Here is a 16665-nt window from a genome sequence, read left to right as displayed (position 1 = left end):
GAGATTACCCATGTTAAAGAAAAACCTTATGCTCTTCATGAGCATCTGTCTGGTGCTTGTACTCGCAGCCTGCGGGAACGCCAATAATTCATCCTCTGCTTCGGAAGGTTCCACTACGGACACTTCGAACGCTACACAGGACACCAATTCCGCTTCCGGAGACCAACGCATCGCATCCATGTCGATCCATCTGACCAATGACCTGCTGTCTCTCGGGATTACTCCGGTTGGTTCGGTAATCGGCGGGGAAGCCAAAGCCTTCCTGTCCCACGTTGCTGACCGTCTTCAAAATACAACGCCGCTCGGTCCCGTTAAGGACCCGGATATGGAAGCTTTGCTTGCCCTGAAACCGGATGTCATCTACCTGGACGAAGAATTTTCCGGTGATGATATCGCCAAATTCGAGAAAATTGCTCCTGTACACGTCTTCAATCTAGATGATGGCACGTGGCGCGACCACTTGAAAGACATTGGCAAACTCGTGAACCGTGAGAAGGAAGCCGAGCAATACATTCAGGATTATGCGACTGAAACGGATGAAGTGAAATCTCTAATCCATGACACCATTGGGGATGGCACCGTAATGGCTATCCGTGTTACTGCCAAAGAATTGCGTGTGTTCAGTAAACGCCGTCCGATGGGACCGATTTTGTATGAGGATTTGGGCTTGACCCCAGCTAAAGGCATTGAGGAATTCGATTCGTCCAAACCCTATCAGGTCGTTTCCCGTGAAGTGCTGCCCGACTTTGATGCAGATGCGATCTTTGTTGTCGTGAACTCGGATGATGAAGCTCAGAACATGTTCAAAGAACTGCAAAACAATCCAATCTGGCAGGGGCTTAAGGCTGTCAAAGCAGGCCATGTCTACCCGATCGGTGCTCAGCCTTGGCTGGATTATTCTTCAATCGGCAACAAAATGGCTATGGATGAAGCCAAAGAAATGTTCTCCAAGAAATAAAATAATCCTTACTCACCACCCATAATAAAACATCAAAAAACCTCTCTTTGTAGATCGGAACAGAGTTAGCTAACATGCTCTCTCCACCCGCTCAAAGCAGAGGTTTTTTGTATTTGATGCAGCAGCAAGGTTTTTATTATCAGTTGCATCAGGGTCAACTTAGCTGATTGGGTTCATCTTCATGGATTGATTAGAGTACACACCCAAAAACGCCGCAAACGGTTCTTCTGGAACCCGAATGCGGCGTTTTTTTATGATTGGAATTACGCTCCCATTGGTAAATGAAGGGTGAACGTAGAGCCAATCCCCAATTCACTGTGAACGGTAATTTTTCCATGATGATCCTGAGCGATTTTCTGACAGAGTGCCAGTCCAAGTCCTGTACCTTCTTCCTTAGTTGTATAGAATGGATTAAAGATCGTGGCCAAAGAGTTCTCCGGAATGCCGCTGCCCGTATCGCTAATCGAGATAAGCGCCTTATCTCCATCATGCAACAGATCAATATGTACCTCACCCGGGTCTGTCATCGCTTCAAAAGCATTACGGATCAGGTTGATCAGGACCTGTACGATCTTGTCCCGATCCATGTTGACCACGACTGGCTCACCGGTCATTTCAAGTGTGATTCGATGGCCCCGTGATGCTGCATCCGACTCAGTTAACGACATGACTCGTTCGAGACAATGCCCCACTCGTTCAGGTTTCATGTGATTGGTATGTGGTTTGGAAAACTGCAAAAACTCAGCCGTCAGTTCCGTAACCCGTGTGATCTCCCCCATAATGACTTCATACCAAGGAGCGATATTGAAGGCCTGCCCCCGTGACAGCTGCAGGAATCCGCGAATGGCCGTCAGCGGGTTGCGAATTTCGTGAGCCATGCCAGCGGCCAGTTCACCAACAGCCCGGAGTCTTTCGGAACGGAAGACCTCCTCTTCGTTTTTCAACCATTTATTGCGCTGATGCTGGAATAAACTGTCCTCCGCCACCGTAATAAAGTGCTGCAGCGTCTCGGACATTCCCGGATAGAGGGAAATACTGTAGTTTACCTGCAGCCCCCGCAAATCCCCTGACAGGAGTGACGTCACGCGTTCTTCAATGTCTTGTGTCTCAGGCAAAATGACTGCATAGCGATCTCCTGCATAGCGGGATATACCGTACGAATCCGAAAATTGTTTTGTAATGCTCTCGCCCGTATTTCTGATTACGCTGCACCAGTTGTCTTCGACATCTTTGTCAAACCCGTTGAGATTCTGAATATTCAGAATTATCAGCAAAAAGGAGCGGTGCTCCTCCACCGTTTTATTAAGGGCATCCATGTATCCTTCGTAATTCAGCAGCCCGGTGAGTGGGTCATGGAGGGTCAGAAAATCATTTTTCTCTCGAAGTCTGCGCTTCTCTGCCTCGCTGTTAATTAAGGTATGATACAAAAATATAATGACTATCGCAGTTAACATGTCAAACAGGGATACCAGCAAATTATATGTAGCTATCGGTACATAGGTGAGCCGAATCACTGTATATTCGAGCACAAGCAGCATCGAAATGGGCAAAGTCTGGGCAACGCGTTGTTTATCCTGAATCATCGACATGATCAGCAGATAGTACAGCATATTGCACCAGTTCAATGCACTGAAATAGTGGAATATCCCAAGAAAGACCCAGTGGACGTTACGCAGTGCAGGATAACGTTTCTCCCCATATATACTTGCTACAAATAACACACCAGCACATATCATTAACGCGAGATGGGAAGTAAGCCCTAGAAAATAAGAGGACAGCATTACAAGCAGACATCCTAGCGGGAAAATAACCATTTTCATCGTGTAACTCAGCAAACAGCCACGCCCCCTTTGACATAATTCTCGCATCCGGATTCTATTTACATGTATTATATCGATTATGATTAGCTGATGTTGTCGATATTTGGAGACTCGTCAAATTCACATGAATGTATAAATTTATAATTAAATTAGGACAAACGGTTTATAGGAAAACGGAGAATACGAAACTATTTTACATCACATTGCCCAACACTATGTTACAATACATTAATAGGTTTATTTAGGTATATCATACTAGTTATGGAGGGATTGAATGATACAACAAAGAAAACCGATTGGCATCGGGACAGTTTCCTTGCTTGTACTTGTTCTGGGCTTTGCTTTTAATTATGGTTGGGGAGAACAGAATTTCAGTTTTGGTTATTACCTGTTTGAACAACTGAACTTACCTATTTATAGTAACGGAGATCAGGGGCTTCACTTCCCCTTTGTAGCTGCAGCAATCTTCTGGATACCTGCTGTGATTATGGCAGGCAAGTATCGTTCGCATTATGGTACAAGTGTAACTTTTAACGTAGCTGCGTTTATGCTGCTCCTCTGTATCGTTGGTCCTGTGGTTGATGTTGTAGATAGATTCGTAAATTCATAAAATAAAGAAGCCAGCACTCTGGTCATGACAGAGTGCTGGCTTTATGTCCACTACTACACTTCTATTTTTTTGCCATATACTTACGGATATCAAATGCCACCGCGGCCACAATAATCAACCCTTTAATAATGAGCTGCCAGTAAGGGCTTACGCCAATAAAGGTCAGACCATAGTTGATAACCCCAAAGATCAGCACCCCTGCCATAACTCCAGGCACCGTACCAATACCACCCGCAGTGGAGACGCCCCCCACAACACAAGCGGCAATGGCATCCAGCTCATACATGTTGCCGTAATTGTTCGTTGCCCCGCCCGTACGCGCGGCTTCCAGCACACCGCCCAGTCCATACAATGCACCTGCAATGGCATACAACGCAATCAGGTTGCGTGCCACATGAATGCCGGACACATGTGCAGCCTGAATGTTGCCACCAATGGCATACATGTTCTTCCCGAGGCGAGTCTTGTTAAAGACCACCCAGCAGATCAGCGCAACAGCTATGGCAATCAATACGATATACGGAATGGAATAACCACCACCAAGATCAATGTAACCAGATCCGATAACGGTAAAATCCTGTCTCAGTCCACCAATTGGTTGTGACTGGTTGGGCTCCGTATCAAAATAAATCGAGTTCAAACCATAGACCGCAACCATCGTACCCAGTGTGGCAATAAAAGGTGGAACATGTAGTTTCGCTACTATGATGCCATTAACGAGTCCAACCGCCAGACCAGCGATGATCCCGATGATGATCGGAAATCCCACCCATAAGTGTGGCAGATCGGGAAAGAACCGATTGGCATATTCGTCGATTTGCAGCATGGATGCCGATACAACAGCGGTTAGACCTACGACCCGTCCTGCCGACAAATCAACCCCACCTGTTACCAGGATAAACGCAGCACCCAGCGCAATGATGGCCCGTGTGGAGGACTGTTGTAATATATCCCGAAGTGTTGAGAAAGCAAGAAAGTGTGGATCGGCAATGGCAATACCAATGACGAGCAAGATCAGCACAATAAAAATCGCGCGCTGCGCCACATACTGCTTCACCTGATTGATAACCTGTGTGTTCATGTATTCCCTCCTGACTAAGCCATCCGCTGCTGTGCGGCCAGCCTCATGATATCCTGCTCTGTTGCCTCGGCTCCATCCACGATTCCTGTGAGCCGTCCTTCGCTCATGACCATAATTCGATCCGACATGCCCAGTAGTTCGGGCATCTCCGAACTGATCATAACAATGCTTTTGCCCTGGCGGGCCAGTTCCGTAATAATGGTGTAGATTTCAAATTTCGCGCCCACATCAATCCCGCGTGTAGGTTCATCGAGCAATAGAATTTCCGGGTCAGTCAACAACCATCTAGCCAGAAGCACCTTCTGCTGATTACCGCCAGAAAGGTTGCGAATTAGCGTGTTAACCGACGGCGTTTTGGTTCTGAACTTCTGAGTCTGCTCACGTGCCTCATCTCGGCCTTTCTTCTCATCTAACAGACCAATCCGATTCCGGTAACGTCCAAGACTCGCAATAATGGTATTTTCATATACAGACAACACCGGAAAAATCCCCGTGACTCTTCGCTCCTCGGTCAGCAGCGCTATGTTATGCCTCTTCGCTGCGGCGGGCGACTTGATCTTCACCTTGCGTCCATGAATTGATATCGTTCCTGAAGCAAGTCCACGTAAGCCAAACAGCGACTCAATCAATTCCGTTCGCTGTGCCCCAACAAGGCCGCCGATTCCAAGCACTTCGCCTTTTCTCAGTTCAAACGACACGTCCCGGAATGAATTCGGCTGGCTGGAGGTTAAGCCTTCTGCCTTCAAAATCACTTCTCCAGGTACATTCGTCCGTTCCGGGAACCGTTCATCCAGATCACGTCCAACCATGCGGGTAATGATCAGATCCGTCGTTAAATCGGCAGCATCCCAAGTACCCACCACAAAGCCATCCCGCATAATCGTGACCTCATCCGAGATCGTCAGAATTTCCTCCATCTTGTGCGAAATGTAGATAATGGACACGCCGCGACTGCGCAGCTGATTAATAATGGCGAAGAGCTGGTCCACTTCCTTGCCCGTGAGCGAGGACGTTGGCTCATCCATCACGATGACTTTGGATTGAAAAGAGACCGCTTTGGCGATTTCCATCGACTGTATTTTGGAAACGGATAGAGTTCCGGCCAGAGCCTTGGGATCAATGTCCAGATTGAGATCCTGGAACAGGCTCAATGTATCAGCATACATTTGTTTCTCATCCACCAGCAGTCCCCACTTGGGAAACCGTCCGAGCCAAATGTTCTCCATTACCGGTCGATAAGGTACCGGATTCAGCTCCTGATGAATCATCGATATGCCATGCTGAAGCGCCGCTTTCGAACTCGGAATCTCCACCTCATTGCCGTCCATTCGAATCGTTCCTTCATCCGGGCGATACATACCGAACAGACATTTCATTAGCGTGGATTTGCCCGCTCCGTTCTCTCCCATCAGCGCATGTACCGTGCCCGGCTTTACCTTCAATGTGACCTGACTCAGTGCCTGCACACCCGGAAATGCTTTGGATATTCCGTCCATCTCCAGCAGGTAAGGTGATTCCATCTTTCATCCTCTCCTTCCGTAAACCCGGCAAAAAAAGGACGCCATCTCATGACGGACGTCCCTATTTGCTGCTGTTATTGGGCGTCGGCAATGTTGTCTTTCGTAATTTTTTTGTATGCAATCCAGACGTATTTGCCATCCGTAATGTCATAACCCGTATTTTCCTTCGTTGGCGTCTCACCCTTCGCGAGTACGGAAGCGAGTGCAACCGTTGCTGCGCCCTGGTTCTTGGCATCATTCAACACCGTACCCAGCATCGTTCCGTCCTGAAGAGCCTGAATGGCTGGAGCGGTCGCATCTACACCGACAACTGGCATCGTTTTGCCGTCCTTGAAGTATCCGGCTGCTTTCAACGCCTCAATGGCGCCAAGTGCCATGTCATCGTTGTTAGCCAGTACCGCTTCGATCTTGTCTCCATGGGAGGCGAGGAACGCCTGCATTTTTTCCTGGCCTTTGACCCGATCCCACATCGCCGTATCTTCCGCCAGCGCCTCTACTTCGATACCTGCATCCTGGATGGCCTGAACGGAATATTTGGTCCGCAGCTCAGCATCCTGATGGCCCGGTTCGCCTTTCAGCATGACGTATTGCAGCTTGCCGTCCCCGTTTTTATCTGCCTCAGGGTGAGCCTTCCAGTAATCCACAATGAGCTGACCCGAGATCGTGCCGGACTCTTCCGCCTTGGCTCCAACGTAATACACTTTATCCCACTTGTTCATGTCTTCGGCAACCGGCTCGCGGTTCAGGAAGACCACCGGAATGCTTGCCGCTTTGGCTTTATCAATAATGACGCCCGCTGCGGTCCGGTCCACCGGATTCACGGCCATTGCATTGTACTTCTTGGATACAAACAGATCGACTTTTTCATTCTGGGTTGGCTGTGCGTTCTGGCTATCCACGATATCGAGTGTGGCTTTGCCTTCCGCTGCTGCGGTCATCGCATTCCTTACCCCTGTCATGAACGTATCATCGAACTTATAGATCGCTACACCGATCTTCGGCGTTTCTGTTCCTCCTGCTGCCTGACCTCCTGCGTCTGTTCCCGTACTTCCGCCTGCGCTGTCTCCACCACTGCTGCACCCCGCCGCCGCAACCATACATGCTGTAAGCAACAATGTCATCCACCTTTTCTTCATATCCTAATGACCTCCCCCAAGTTCATTCGGCTTTACCGATGTCTTTATTATGAAAGGGTTTACAATAAATTCGAATACAATATCTTCCTCTGTTTTATCGAAATCTTCCTCAATTATCTTCCTGTCTTCATTGTACAAAAGGAAACAGCAGCTTCTGGTTATCCATCCAGAACATATTGTCCGTACTGACCAGCTTCGTTTCCAGCGTTACTCTGGCTTGCACTTGTTGATTGTTCAGCCGTGCAACGGCCTGATTCACGCCAAGATATCCTGCACTGAATCCATTTTGTACAATCAAGTGTTGAATTCTGCCTTCCTGTAACTGTTCTAACTGCTGCTGTTCACTGCCAAATCCCACAATCTTCACCTTGTTCCCATTTTTCTCTGAAATTCGCCGGTTCAATTCATCCGCTGCACCCAGAGAAGCAGGTTCCTGAAGGGCAATTATTCCGTCCACCTGCTGCTGATCAAGCAATTGCTTCGTCGCCTGCCAGCAACCATCCCGGGTGCTGCACACGGATTGTGTCTCCACATGAATGTCCGGATACTCGGCTAGTGATTCCTCTACTCCTTGCTCTCGATTAATCAGACCCGGATTTACAGGATCAGGACCGAGCAAGGCAACCCGCCCTCGTCCTCCCAGCAGTACAGCCATGGCCTCGCCCGCCTGCCGTCCAGCCTCAACGTTATCCATCGAGATGACACTTGTTATGCCTTTTACAGGAAACTCGTCATTCAGCAAAATTACGGGGAGGGCCACTCCGTTGACATCCTTTGTCTGTGCCTTCTGGATGATGCCGCTTAGTGCCTTCTCACTCAAGGGATCGATCAACAGGGCGGATGCTCCCTGTTCCAGTGCCAGCATGACTGCATCGACCTGAGCTTGTTCACGCTCGCTCAGTGGATAAGTTCCATTTTGCAAATGCTCTTGCTTGACCTTTCCCTGTCCTGCTGTGAAGTCAGGGTTAGAGGGCGCGTAAGTTAACCCCTCCGAGGGAAAAGCCTCCACCGTAATCAGCTCTGCCCCCGCTTCTTTGGCAGCCGCTTCAGCCCCAAGACGAATCGCTTCTGCAAGTTCCCCGGTTCCCGCTGGCGTAATTAGTGCAATAAGCGGCGGCGACCCCGTCGGATCAGCGTTCGACAACCCACACGCCATACATAACAACAGGCAGCAGATAGCTGCTGTCATGGCCATATAACGAAGTATAGCGACTCTCACGCGAAAATTTTCCACGCGGATGCAGAGTTTCATTTTCATAACCTGATGCCCGATCCAGTCAGTTTTATTGATCATATTCGCCTTGTTGATTCGCTTGGCGCAGGTGCTGTTCCCTTTATTGTTCATCATGAGCATCGTCCTCCTCCCGTTCCCATTGGAGCGGAATCCGAATCCAGACCGTTGTACCTTCTTCCAGCTCACTATCGAATTCAAGACCATAAGGCCTCGCCATAATAGAGCTGAATTCGATCATGTACATTGCGTACAGCTACACCTGATCCTGCACCACTTTTCACGATAGGACTGCCTACCAGGAGTTTTGACATCTGTTCTTCCGTCATGCCGACCCCATTATCCGTAATGCGGAACACCAGCTTGTCTCCTTCCCGGTATACACGAATCTCAATGCATCCCTCGTCCATATGATATTCAATGCCATGCACGATCGCATTTTCAATGAGTGGTTGAAGCACCAGCTTAAGTGTCAGGCAGTCCAGTGTGTCCTCATCCGCATTCATGCTGAAATTGAATTTGCGCTTGAATCGCATTTGCTGAATCGTCAGGTAATGATGGGCATGCTCCAGTTCTTCCCTGACTGTAATAATCGTTTTGCCTTGACTGAGACTGATGCGAAACAATCGGGACAACGAAGTGATCATCGTAATAACTTCCTCATTCCGGCTCATGCCCACCATACGCACGACCGAATTTAACGTGTTGTACAGGAAATGCGGATTAATCTGAGCCTGCAAAGCTTCCAGTTCAAGACGCCGTTTCTGTTCCTGTTCATGGATAATTTCACTCATCAAGGTACGGATTTTATTGACCATCAAGTTAAAGCGACGGGATAAGCGTTCCACTTCCAGCGGCCCTTCGATAGGTAGCTCCACGTTGAAGTCCCCCCGTTCCACGGCCTTCATCTTTCGTTCCATGCGCCGAATTGGACGTGTCAGACTGGAAGAGAGGAACAGCGAAACCAGGATGACCAAGACCAACACAACCAACAGCACCCGAATCAGATATCCATTAACCTCCTGGCGGGTCGTCATGATCTCATCCAGATAGGCCACACCAACGATCTTCCACCCAATATTGGCGACAGACTTGACGGTATTCAACCTTTTCTGCCCGTCCGCCTCATCTTCATAACTACCTGTTGCAACCAAAGCCTGTTCAATATTTTCACTTTTGAGCCCCATGTACATCAATTGCTGCTGTGGGTGGTATACGATATTACCTGCACTCTCGTCGATGATATAGACGTATCCCCGTTGCCCCAGACTGACCCGGCGGCTCAGTTCATCCATCTGTTTGAAGTTGATATCCACCAGCAAAATGACCTGCTGATCCTGACCATTTTGCCGTATGGTAATACCTTTGCTCATGGAAACGACCCATTTGTATGGGCCTGTGTACATGTTCTGGATATGAGGCAGCGAGAAACTAAGGTGATCCGGCACTCTAAGCGCGGATTGAAACCACCCTTGCTGTGTCACATGGGCACTCGGTTTTAATTCGGCTGAAGGTCTGTTCTTGAGCAAATGCCCTGTCGAATCCAGCAAAGTAATGGAGATGATATCTTCGCGGCTGCTAAGCAGCGTGTCGAGCTGTTTGTCTACCTGATCCCCTTCCCACGTTCCATCCCGCAGCATATGCTCTTCGATAGCTCGATACAGATGCGACATGCTGCGAACATAATCCTCCAGATTGTAACTGACCTGGTCCACGATCTGTCTCGTCGTCAGCTCCGCACTTCGCTCCGCAGCCTGTGTGAATTTGTCATGCAGCAGCAGCGCCATGATGGTGAGCACCAATACGATAAAGACGGAGAAGGACCACGTAATAATAAAGCGGATACTGCTGACTCTCGATGACCTCAACCTGGACCGCAGCCTAAGCCAAAGGGATCTCATCCATCCGGCAAACGGTCTCATCGGATTGAGCCTTCATTAGCTGTTAGTGCTGCCTGCTTGCGATATTCTTTAGGCGAGATGCCAATATGCTTTTTAAAACAAAAACTGAAATAATTCGGTTCGGCGAAGCCTACCTGACCTGCAATCTCAAACGACTTCAGCTCCGTGGAGCGAAGCAGTTCCTTGGCCGCTTCCATTCGAATCTGCATCAGATATTGCAGAAAGGTGAGCTGCACTTCTTTTTTGAAAATCCCACAAAAATAACCCGAGCTAATATGAAGATGTCCGCATACTTTCTGAATGGACAGATCCGGGTCGGCATAGTGTTCTCTGGTATACGATAACGCCTGCTCCACAATATCCTTATATACATGCTGCCGTCCGCTGGCGATGCGATGTTGTACAAGCAGACAAACCTCCCGCACTTTGTTCTGTGCCTCGGACAACCCTGGTAAACGGAACAAATCGGCGTACAATTGGAACCCCGCCCCAAAGATGTCCTCCATCGCCTCACCTGATGCCTGAGCTGCCTTCCAGACAGTCGTTAGAACTTCAATTAAATAGAGCTGAATGTCACTTCGCCCATGCTCTACCGTAATTTCCCGGAAAATGATCTCCAGCGCGTCTTCCAGTTCCGTCTGCGTTCCCGCCTTCAGACAGCGTGTCAGCGTCTGCTGCTTCAGCTCGTCAAAACGAAGCTTGCCCGCCGTCTGCCGCTCGACATCGGCAATATAGATAAGCGGATCGGTCCCCGGCACAAGTCGGTAATCCCGCGCCAACAGTGCATCCTCATAAGCATGCTTTACACCCGCCAGTGAATTGACAATCTGTCCTGATCCTATCGTAGCGGGAATACGCAAATAATGGTTTATGCTGCGCATGACATTTTCGAGTGCCTGCTGCTGGCGTTTCTCCCCCTCTGCTCTACCCCAGCGATCCACGTAAAGCAGTACAATCGTCTCCTGATGCATAAAAGCATGTCCGGCCCCGTGTTCCATCCACACTTCTGCTGCAATGTTCAGCGCAGCGAATTGCTTCAACTCCGCATCCTCCGATTGAAGCAAGGACTGTCCTGTACCTTGTCTATGTTCAAGTGTATTCTGACGTTCAGCACCAGACGGCTCGCGATCCACTCCTTGCTGCACTATCTCAGCATTCCGTGCCTCTGAAGTTTCCGCTTGCATACGCCGCGGCGTTTTCTTCCCTTCTCCATCCATATGGAGGGTCAATACAGAGATACCATACCGTTCACCGTGCAGATCCAGTCCGCATTGCTTCGCTTTGTCATGAATATATTCTGGCGATTTCTGCCGATGCAGCAAAGTTGCCATCAGATCGGCCTGCAACAAGGGTAAGCTTGTATAATAGTGATCGCGTAGCTGTTGTACATTTTCCCGTTCTGCTACTTCGGACTCCATCTGCGCACGCAATCTGGTAAGCAGTTCTGTCAGATGTCCCGCCGAGAAAGGCTTCAGTAAATATTCATCCACACTCAGCGAGACCGCTTGCCGGGCGTAGTCAAATTCATCATATCCGGTCAAAATCACCACTTTCACAAGCGGATTACGCTCCCGTAACCTTTTGGCAAGTTCAAGTCCATCCATAAAAGGCATGCTGATGTCTGTCACCACAATATCCGGGTCCACCCGCTCTGCCATCTCCAGGGCTTCCCGGCCATTCTCCGCCAGACCAACAATGCGCAAATCGAGCGCTTCCCAATTTACCTCTACAACCAACCCTTCGCGTACATCCTCTTCATCATCCACCAGCAATACCCGGTACACGTTCGGATTCCTCCTTTATTTAAGGGGCCTTAAGCCCAAGCAATAATGTATATGTCGATATGATCCAAGGTTGCCATCATAATATACAATATAAATTCAATTGTGTAACCGCTTACTTTTAAGGTGATAAGATTATTAAAATGGCGCTCACAAACGATATATATGGTAAATTATTGAAAGGAGTTTATCCACTGAGTCCTCACGCTGGGAGAACCAACCTCAAGAACTTCAAGAGAAGTTAATAAAATCGTGGAGCGGGGGTATAGAAGCGATTCGTGACACGCTGGATGAACATGATGAGAAAGAGAATATCACTGGATGGGAACTGTTTTACAGCTTGGAGGATTCATTAACCACACTCTCCCATAAAGAGCAATCTTCCTTCATCGCTGCCTATTATAGTAACGAACGAAGAACTATGTTGGAAAAAGGGGACATCATGCCAGCCTTGCTTTTACATCCAAATCAGACAAAGGCGATACTCTTTTGGGAAAAGCATGATGGAACCTATGCCATAATAATGATGGATACCCGAATTAATGAAAATGGCAAAGACGAGTGGTATATAAGTCGTTCGCAGGAAATAAATAAGCCCTAACCCACTCTTAAGCGGGCTAGGGCCTTTAATTTTCTTCAAGAGGGAACTGCTCAGGTCCAGTTCTACCCACTGCTGTGTACACTCATGCTCAATTGCTGCATATGCTTTAATCCGAATCCGTTTCTCCATCCTCTTCTACTGACGAAGATAGATTGGCATTTAACCCCTTCACATAAATCATGGTGGTATCGGGATTGGTATGCCCCATCATTTCGGCCAAGCGATGCAGTGGTGTATGCTCGGCCATAGCGTATCCGAACCGATGACGAAGATCATGGGAACTTAGCCCCTTCCAGTCCGGCTGTGGTCATCACCTTTTTGATCAAATGGCGCAGCGCCCTCTCCGTTAAGCGATCACTGGTTTTCTCGGAAGGAAACAGGTAAGGACTATCCAGATCAAGTCCAGCCATATACGCATTCAACATCGCAATACACGTCATGTTCAGCGGGATTTTCCGTTGACCGTTTCGTTTATCGGCCCTCACGGTGAGTTGCCCGCTTCGTTTTCCTAATTCAATATCTGTGGGAGCAAGATTGCATACCTCCATCGTTCGCAAACCCGTATGAAACATGAGAGTAAGGATGGTCTGATCCCGAAGCGAGTTGCCGTTCTCGACCGCAGATATGAACGCTTGTTCTTCCTCGGTAGTCATTCGGCGCGGGCTAACCTTGTCTTCCGGAATGAATTTCAGTGGTTTGGCAGGATCACTGATGATCCTGGATTCCGAGGCTGCCCACTTGAAAAAACGCTTCAATGTAATCAATCTGCGATTAATGGTAGATGGTTTCAATTGCATTATCTTTTGTGAATCTTCCCGGTAACGGACTAAAGTCGATGTGTGCACGTCCTCGATTTGGAATGAGATCCCTTCCCCCCGAGAATTATTTCCTTTATACCATTCGGTAAAATGCTTCAAATCACTCGCATATTCCTTCAAGGTTTTGGGAGTCAATTCTCCCTGAATCGTAAGTATATGTATGAATTCCTGAACAACCATTTCTCCTTGTACAGAAGTACCAGATCCCTTATCCAATAGAAAAAACCTCCAAATCTTGACTTATATTAGCGGACATGGTATTATCATATTAATCGATACATTAGCGGACATCAAGTCTGTGGGTTTGAATATACCTGATTAGCGTTGATTTTCTAAATTAGCCTTTTCAAAATGGTCGTTTAAAAACTTATTTTTTTGGAGGAATCACATGCAAACAGGTACAGTGAAATGGTTTAACGCGGATAAAGGATTTGGCTTTATCGAAACTGAAGAAGGAACAGACGTATTCGTTCATTTCAGTGCAATTCAAGGCGACGGCTACAAATCTTTGGATGAAGGACAACGCGTCCAATTTGAAGTAACTCAAGGTAACCGTGGACCACAAGCTGAGAACGTTACTAAAGTTTAATTATATTAAGGCTGCCTGTACAAGGCAGCTTTTTGTTTTATTTCAACCAAATACGAAAAGTGAGGTATGACAAATGGACAAAGAACAATTGATCACAGAAGTAGCCAAGAACGGCGGATTCTCCAAAAAGAACGCTGAAAAGGCCGTAACGGTTGTACTGGATTCGATTTTGGAAGCATTAAAAGAAGGCAAAGAGGTTCAACTGGTCGGATTCGGCAAATTCGAAGTACGTAATCGTGAAGCACGTACGGGCAAGAGTCGCAGAACGGGCAAGGAAATTCAACTTCCAGCAGGTAAGGTTCCTGTATTTACAGCCGGATTAACGATGAAAGAAGCTTTAAACTAAACAGCAACAACAGGATTGGAAAAGAGGTTTTTATTCAAACACACAATGAACATTTTGATGTAAATGTCGTGTTTTCTACGGTTGATGATATCATTAACTTTTATTCCGGCAAGCAGACAGACCAGAATAACGCGGAAGATCACACCCATTCAACACCCCCATTAGAAGAGTCTGCACAGACGCCACAACCACCCACTCGCTAAAACGAACCTTTCATCTTGGACAATAAGAAGCCCTGTTCCGCTCAACACGGTCCAGGGCTTGATTTGTGTCAATCGAGCACCCAGGGAGAATGAATTTTGGGTACGTCATTGATTAATTGCTTGGTATAGGGATGCTCTGCATGATGAATGATCTCCTCTGCTCTCCCTGCCTCCACCATTCGTCCTTGCTCCATAATACAGATCGTGTCGCTCACATAATAAGCCAGCCCCACGTCGTGCGTAATAAATACAATAGTCATGCGGTTCTCGTCACGCAGCTTGAGCAGCATATCCAGAATGGTTGAACGCGAGCAGGCATCCACCATGGAAGTCGGTTCATCCGCAATCAGCACCTTGGGATGCAGCATGAAAATGCGGGCAATCATAAGCCGTTGCATCTGTCCACCGGACAGCTCAAACGGATATTTGTTGTATAATTCCTCGAACTTCAGGTTAACGAAGGAACAGGCTTCCTTCATTTTGGCATATTCCTCGTCTTTGTTCAGCTTCAGCCCCTGAAGTTTGATACAGTCCACCAGCAGCTTTTCCACCCGGTGAAATACGTTGAACGAGGAGAACGGGTCTTGGAAAATGGCCTGAATATCCTTCCAATAGGCTTTACGCTCACGGTACCGCTTCAACTGTCTGGGCTTGCCATCGTATTCGATCGCTCCATCCGATTCCTTGAGCAATCCCATAATCATTTTCGCAAGCGTGGTCTTACCACTGCCGCTCTCTCCCACAATGGAGATAATCTCCCCTTCATGAAAATCAAAGCTCACATCGTCCACCGCTGCCTTTTTGCGATTGCCTGTACCGTACACCTTGGACAGATGGCGGCCGCTGATCAGCACCTTGCCCATCGTCATACTACCTCACTCCTTTCAGGGAGCCTTGATCCGAGCCCACTACGCCCAGAAGTAATTATTTCATTGGTCTGCACTATCGTCTGTGTCAACTTGAACATCCTGGACTTCTTCTCCGTTTGAAGCGTTCTCCTCTTGGTTCTGTTCCCTCTCCCGGGACTCTTCGTTCACACGTTCCTGCTCTAAGTGGTCGTCCTGCTCCTGTACCCTGATCTGCTCCAGCATCTCCGGTGTCAGGAGACAGCGATATATGCGCCCATCAACATGAATGTTCTCAATTTTTCCCTGACGGCACTCGTCGGTCACCAGTGTACAGCGCTCTGCGAAGCGGCAGCCTTCCGGCACATTTTTCAGATTCGGTGGTGCACCGGGAATCGCAGCCAGCTTATGCTCCTTCATTCCCTCTTCAGGTACAATAATGGAGCCCATTAACTTGCGAGTGTATGGATGCAGTGGATGGAAAATCATTTGCTCTGCCGTTCCTCGCTCCACGATCTCCCCGGCATACATCACCATAATTTCATCCGTGACATGGTACAGCAATGGCAACTCATGCGTGATGAACACCAGTGACTTGATGACCTTGCGGTTCAGCAAATCCTTCAACAAACGGATGACCGCCTTCTGAGAAGTGACGTCCAGTGCCGAAGTAGGTTCATCCGCAATCAGCACATTCGGATTCAGAATCGTGGAGATCGCGATGACCGTACGCTGCTTCATACCGCCGGACAATTCATTTGGATACATATCGAGCACATCCGGCGACAGATTCAATGATTGGAAACGCTCCGTAGCCATCTTCCGCACATCCGGACGTTTCATCTCCGGACGATGCTCCTTCATGATGTCTTCAATAAACCTGATAATCCGCAGCGTTGGATTCAGTGCATTCATGGCGGCCTGTGGAATATAGGCAATTTCCTTGCCTAGAATTCGAGCACGAAGCTGCTCTTTGTTCAACTGCATAATATCGGTACCATTGATCCGGATCGAACCACTGCCATAATGCAGGGGCGGGAAATAAAAGCCCATCAGACTGAGCGCCAGCGTCGATTTGCCACAGCCCGATTCACCTGCAATCCCAAGAGTCTGCCCCTCTTTCAGTCCGAACTCCACCCCGTCAACGGCAAAGACATTTTCCTTGAGCCGGGTACGGTAGTAGGTTTTGAGACCGCTGACCTGAAGTATAGGTTGGTTCATGGTC

General features: G+C 48.2%; 16 protein-coding genes. 4 read left to right on the top strand and 12 right to left on the bottom strand.

What is annotated here, in order from left to right; all coding sequences use genetic code 11:
- Positions 1-10: 10 nt before the first annotated feature.
- A complete protein-coding gene (locus tag QP794_RS14970) occupies positions 11-958 on the top strand; it encodes an iron-hydroxamate ABC transporter substrate-binding protein (protein WP_285077831.1) in 948 nt (315 codons plus the stop codon).
- Positions 959-1221: 263 nt separating this feature from the next.
- On the opposite strand, the gene QP794_RS14965 is transcribed toward QP794_RS14970, so the two are convergent.
- A complete protein-coding gene (locus tag QP794_RS14965; protein WP_285077830.1) occupies positions 1222-2793 on the bottom strand; it encodes an ATP-binding protein in 1572 nt (523 codons plus the stop codon).
- 259 nt (positions 2794-3052) lie between these two features.
- Between QP794_RS14965 and QP794_RS14960 the strand changes: the two genes are divergently transcribed.
- Positions 3053-3388: a hypothetical protein gene (locus QP794_RS14960; protein ID WP_285077829.1), complete on the top strand. Its 336-nt coding sequence runs from the start codon at positions 3053-3055 to the stop codon at positions 3386-3388.
- A 61-nt stretch (positions 3389-3449) separates the two neighbouring features.
- Here QP794_RS14960 and mglC read toward each other — a convergent pair whose 3' ends face one another.
- From mglC to QP794_RS14915, 9 genes are all read right to left on the bottom strand, one after another.
- Positions 3450-4469, bottom strand: a complete 1020-nt coding sequence (mglC, locus tag QP794_RS14955; protein WP_024628818.1) for a galactose/methyl galactoside ABC transporter permease MglC — start codon at positions 4467-4469, stop codon at positions 3450-3452.
- A gap of 14 nt (positions 4470-4483) precedes the next feature.
- A complete protein-coding gene (locus QP794_RS14950; RefSeq protein ID WP_285077828.1) occupies positions 4484-5989 on the bottom strand; it encodes a sugar ABC transporter ATP-binding protein in 1506 nt (501 codons plus the stop codon).
- Positions 5990-6063: 74 nt separating this feature from the next.
- A complete protein-coding gene (locus QP794_RS14945; protein WP_285077826.1) occupies positions 6064-7125 on the bottom strand; it encodes a galactose ABC transporter substrate-binding protein in 1062 nt (353 codons plus the stop codon).
- Between the two features lie 127 nt (positions 7126-7252).
- Positions 7253-8473: a sugar ABC transporter substrate-binding protein gene (locus QP794_RS14940; RefSeq protein WP_285077825.1), complete on the bottom strand. Its 1221-nt coding sequence runs from the start codon at positions 8471-8473 to the stop codon at positions 7253-7255.
- 80 nt (positions 8474-8553) lie between these two features.
- Positions 8554-10224, bottom strand: a complete 1671-nt coding sequence (locus QP794_RS14935; RefSeq protein ID WP_350338871.1) for a cache domain-containing sensor histidine kinase — start codon at positions 10222-10224, stop codon at positions 8554-8556.
- A 50-nt stretch (positions 10225-10274) separates the two neighbouring features.
- Positions 10275-12041: a response regulator gene (locus QP794_RS14930; RefSeq protein WP_285077823.1), complete on the bottom strand. Its 1767-nt coding sequence runs from the start codon at positions 12039-12041 to the stop codon at positions 10275-10277.
- 454 nt (positions 12042-12495) lie between these two features.
- Positions 12496-12768 carry a hypothetical protein gene (locus QP794_RS14925; RefSeq protein ID WP_285077822.1) on the bottom strand — a complete coding sequence of 91 codons (273 nt, stop codon included), beginning with the start codon at positions 12766-12768 and terminating at the stop codon, positions 12496-12498.
- Positions 12746-12886 (bottom strand): hypothetical protein, encoded by a 141-nt coding sequence (locus QP794_RS14920; protein ID WP_285077820.1) that lies wholly within the window; start codon positions 12884-12886, stop codon positions 12746-12748. The genes QP794_RS14925 and QP794_RS14920 overlap by 23 nt, the downstream gene beginning before the upstream one ends.
- A 25-nt stretch (positions 12887-12911) precedes the next feature.
- Entirely contained in the window at positions 12912-13673 is a 762-nt protein-coding gene (locus tag QP794_RS14915) for a tyrosine-type recombinase/integrase (protein ID WP_285077819.1), read from the bottom strand.
- Between the two features lie 172 nt (positions 13674-13845).
- Between QP794_RS14915 and QP794_RS14910 the strand changes: the two genes are divergently transcribed.
- Together QP794_RS14910 and QP794_RS14905 are read left to right on the top strand one after the other, a co-directional pair.
- Positions 13846-14046 (top strand): cold-shock protein, encoded by a 201-nt coding sequence (locus QP794_RS14910; protein ID WP_024628826.1) that lies wholly within the window; start codon positions 13846-13848, stop codon positions 14044-14046.
- 73 nt (positions 14047-14119) lie between these two features.
- The gene (locus QP794_RS14905) at positions 14120-14392 is read left to right on the top strand and encodes an HU family DNA-binding protein (RefSeq protein WP_024628827.1); all 273 of its coding nucleotides are present in this window, start codon (positions 14120-14122) and stop codon (positions 14390-14392) included.
- 271 nt (positions 14393-14663) lie between these two features.
- On the opposite strand, the gene QP794_RS14900 is transcribed toward QP794_RS14905, so the two are convergent.
- Both QP794_RS14900 and QP794_RS14895 read right to left on the bottom strand, forming a co-directional pair.
- Complete coding sequence (locus tag QP794_RS14900; RefSeq protein ID WP_285077817.1) at positions 14664-15464, bottom strand: ABC transporter ATP-binding protein; 801 nt, start codon at positions 15462-15464, stop codon at positions 14664-14666.
- A gap of 60 nt (positions 15465-15524) precedes the next feature.
- The gene (locus QP794_RS14895) at positions 15525-16661 is read right to left on the bottom strand and encodes an ABC transporter ATP-binding protein (RefSeq protein ID WP_285077816.1); all 1137 of its coding nucleotides are present in this window, start codon (positions 16659-16661) and stop codon (positions 15525-15527) included.
- Between the last annotated feature and the right edge of the window lie 4 nt (positions 16662-16665).

Source organism: Paenibacillus sp. UMB7766-LJ446 (assembly GCF_030226665.1).
In the GTDB taxonomy this organism is placed as follows: Bacteria; Bacillota; Bacilli; order Paenibacillales; family Paenibacillaceae; genus Paenibacillus; species Paenibacillus vandeheii.
Note: the sequence above shows the minus strand (reverse complement) of the source record. Positions and strands in the feature narration are given on the sequence as shown.

Coding starts and splice junctions, on each gene's coding strand:
- QP794_RS14970 (WP_285077831.1), top strand. CDS start 11: ATGTTAAAGAAAAACCTTATGCTCTTCATGAGCATCTGTCTGGTGCTT.
- QP794_RS14960 (WP_285077829.1), top strand. CDS start 3,053: ATGATACAACAAAGAAAACCGATTGGCATCGGGACAGTTTCCTTGCTT.
- mglC (WP_024628818.1), bottom strand. CDS start 4,469: ATGAACACACAGGTTATCAATCAGGTGAAGCAGTATGTGGCGCAGCGC.
- QP794_RS14950 (WP_285077828.1), bottom strand. CDS start 5,989: ATGGAATCACCTTACCTGCTGGAGATGGACGGAATATCCAAAGCATTT.
- QP794_RS14945 (WP_285077826.1), bottom strand. CDS start 7,125: ATGAAGAAAAGGTGGATGACATTGTTGCTTACAGCATGTATGGTTGCG.
- QP794_RS14940 (WP_285077825.1), bottom strand. CDS start 8,473: ATGATGAACAATAAAGGGAACAGCACCTGCGCCAAGCGAATCAACAAG.
- QP794_RS14925 (WP_285077822.1), bottom strand. CDS start 12,768: ATGGAGAAACGGATTCGGATTAAAGCATATGCAGCAATTGAGCATGAG.
- QP794_RS14920 (WP_285077820.1), bottom strand. CDS start 12,886: ATGGCCGAGCATACACCACTGCATCGCTTGGCCGAAATGATGGGGCAT.
- QP794_RS14910 (WP_024628826.1), top strand. CDS start 13,846: ATGCAAACAGGTACAGTGAAATGGTTTAACGCGGATAAAGGATTTGGC.
- QP794_RS14905 (WP_024628827.1), top strand. CDS start 14,120: ATGGACAAAGAACAATTGATCACAGAAGTAGCCAAGAACGGCGGATTC.
- QP794_RS14900 (WP_285077817.1), bottom strand. CDS start 15,464: ATGACGATGGGCAAGGTGCTGATCAGCGGCCGCCATCTGTCCAAGGTG.
- QP794_RS14895 (WP_285077816.1), bottom strand. CDS start 16,661: ATGAACCAACCTATACTTCAGGTCAGCGGTCTCAAAACCTACTACCGT.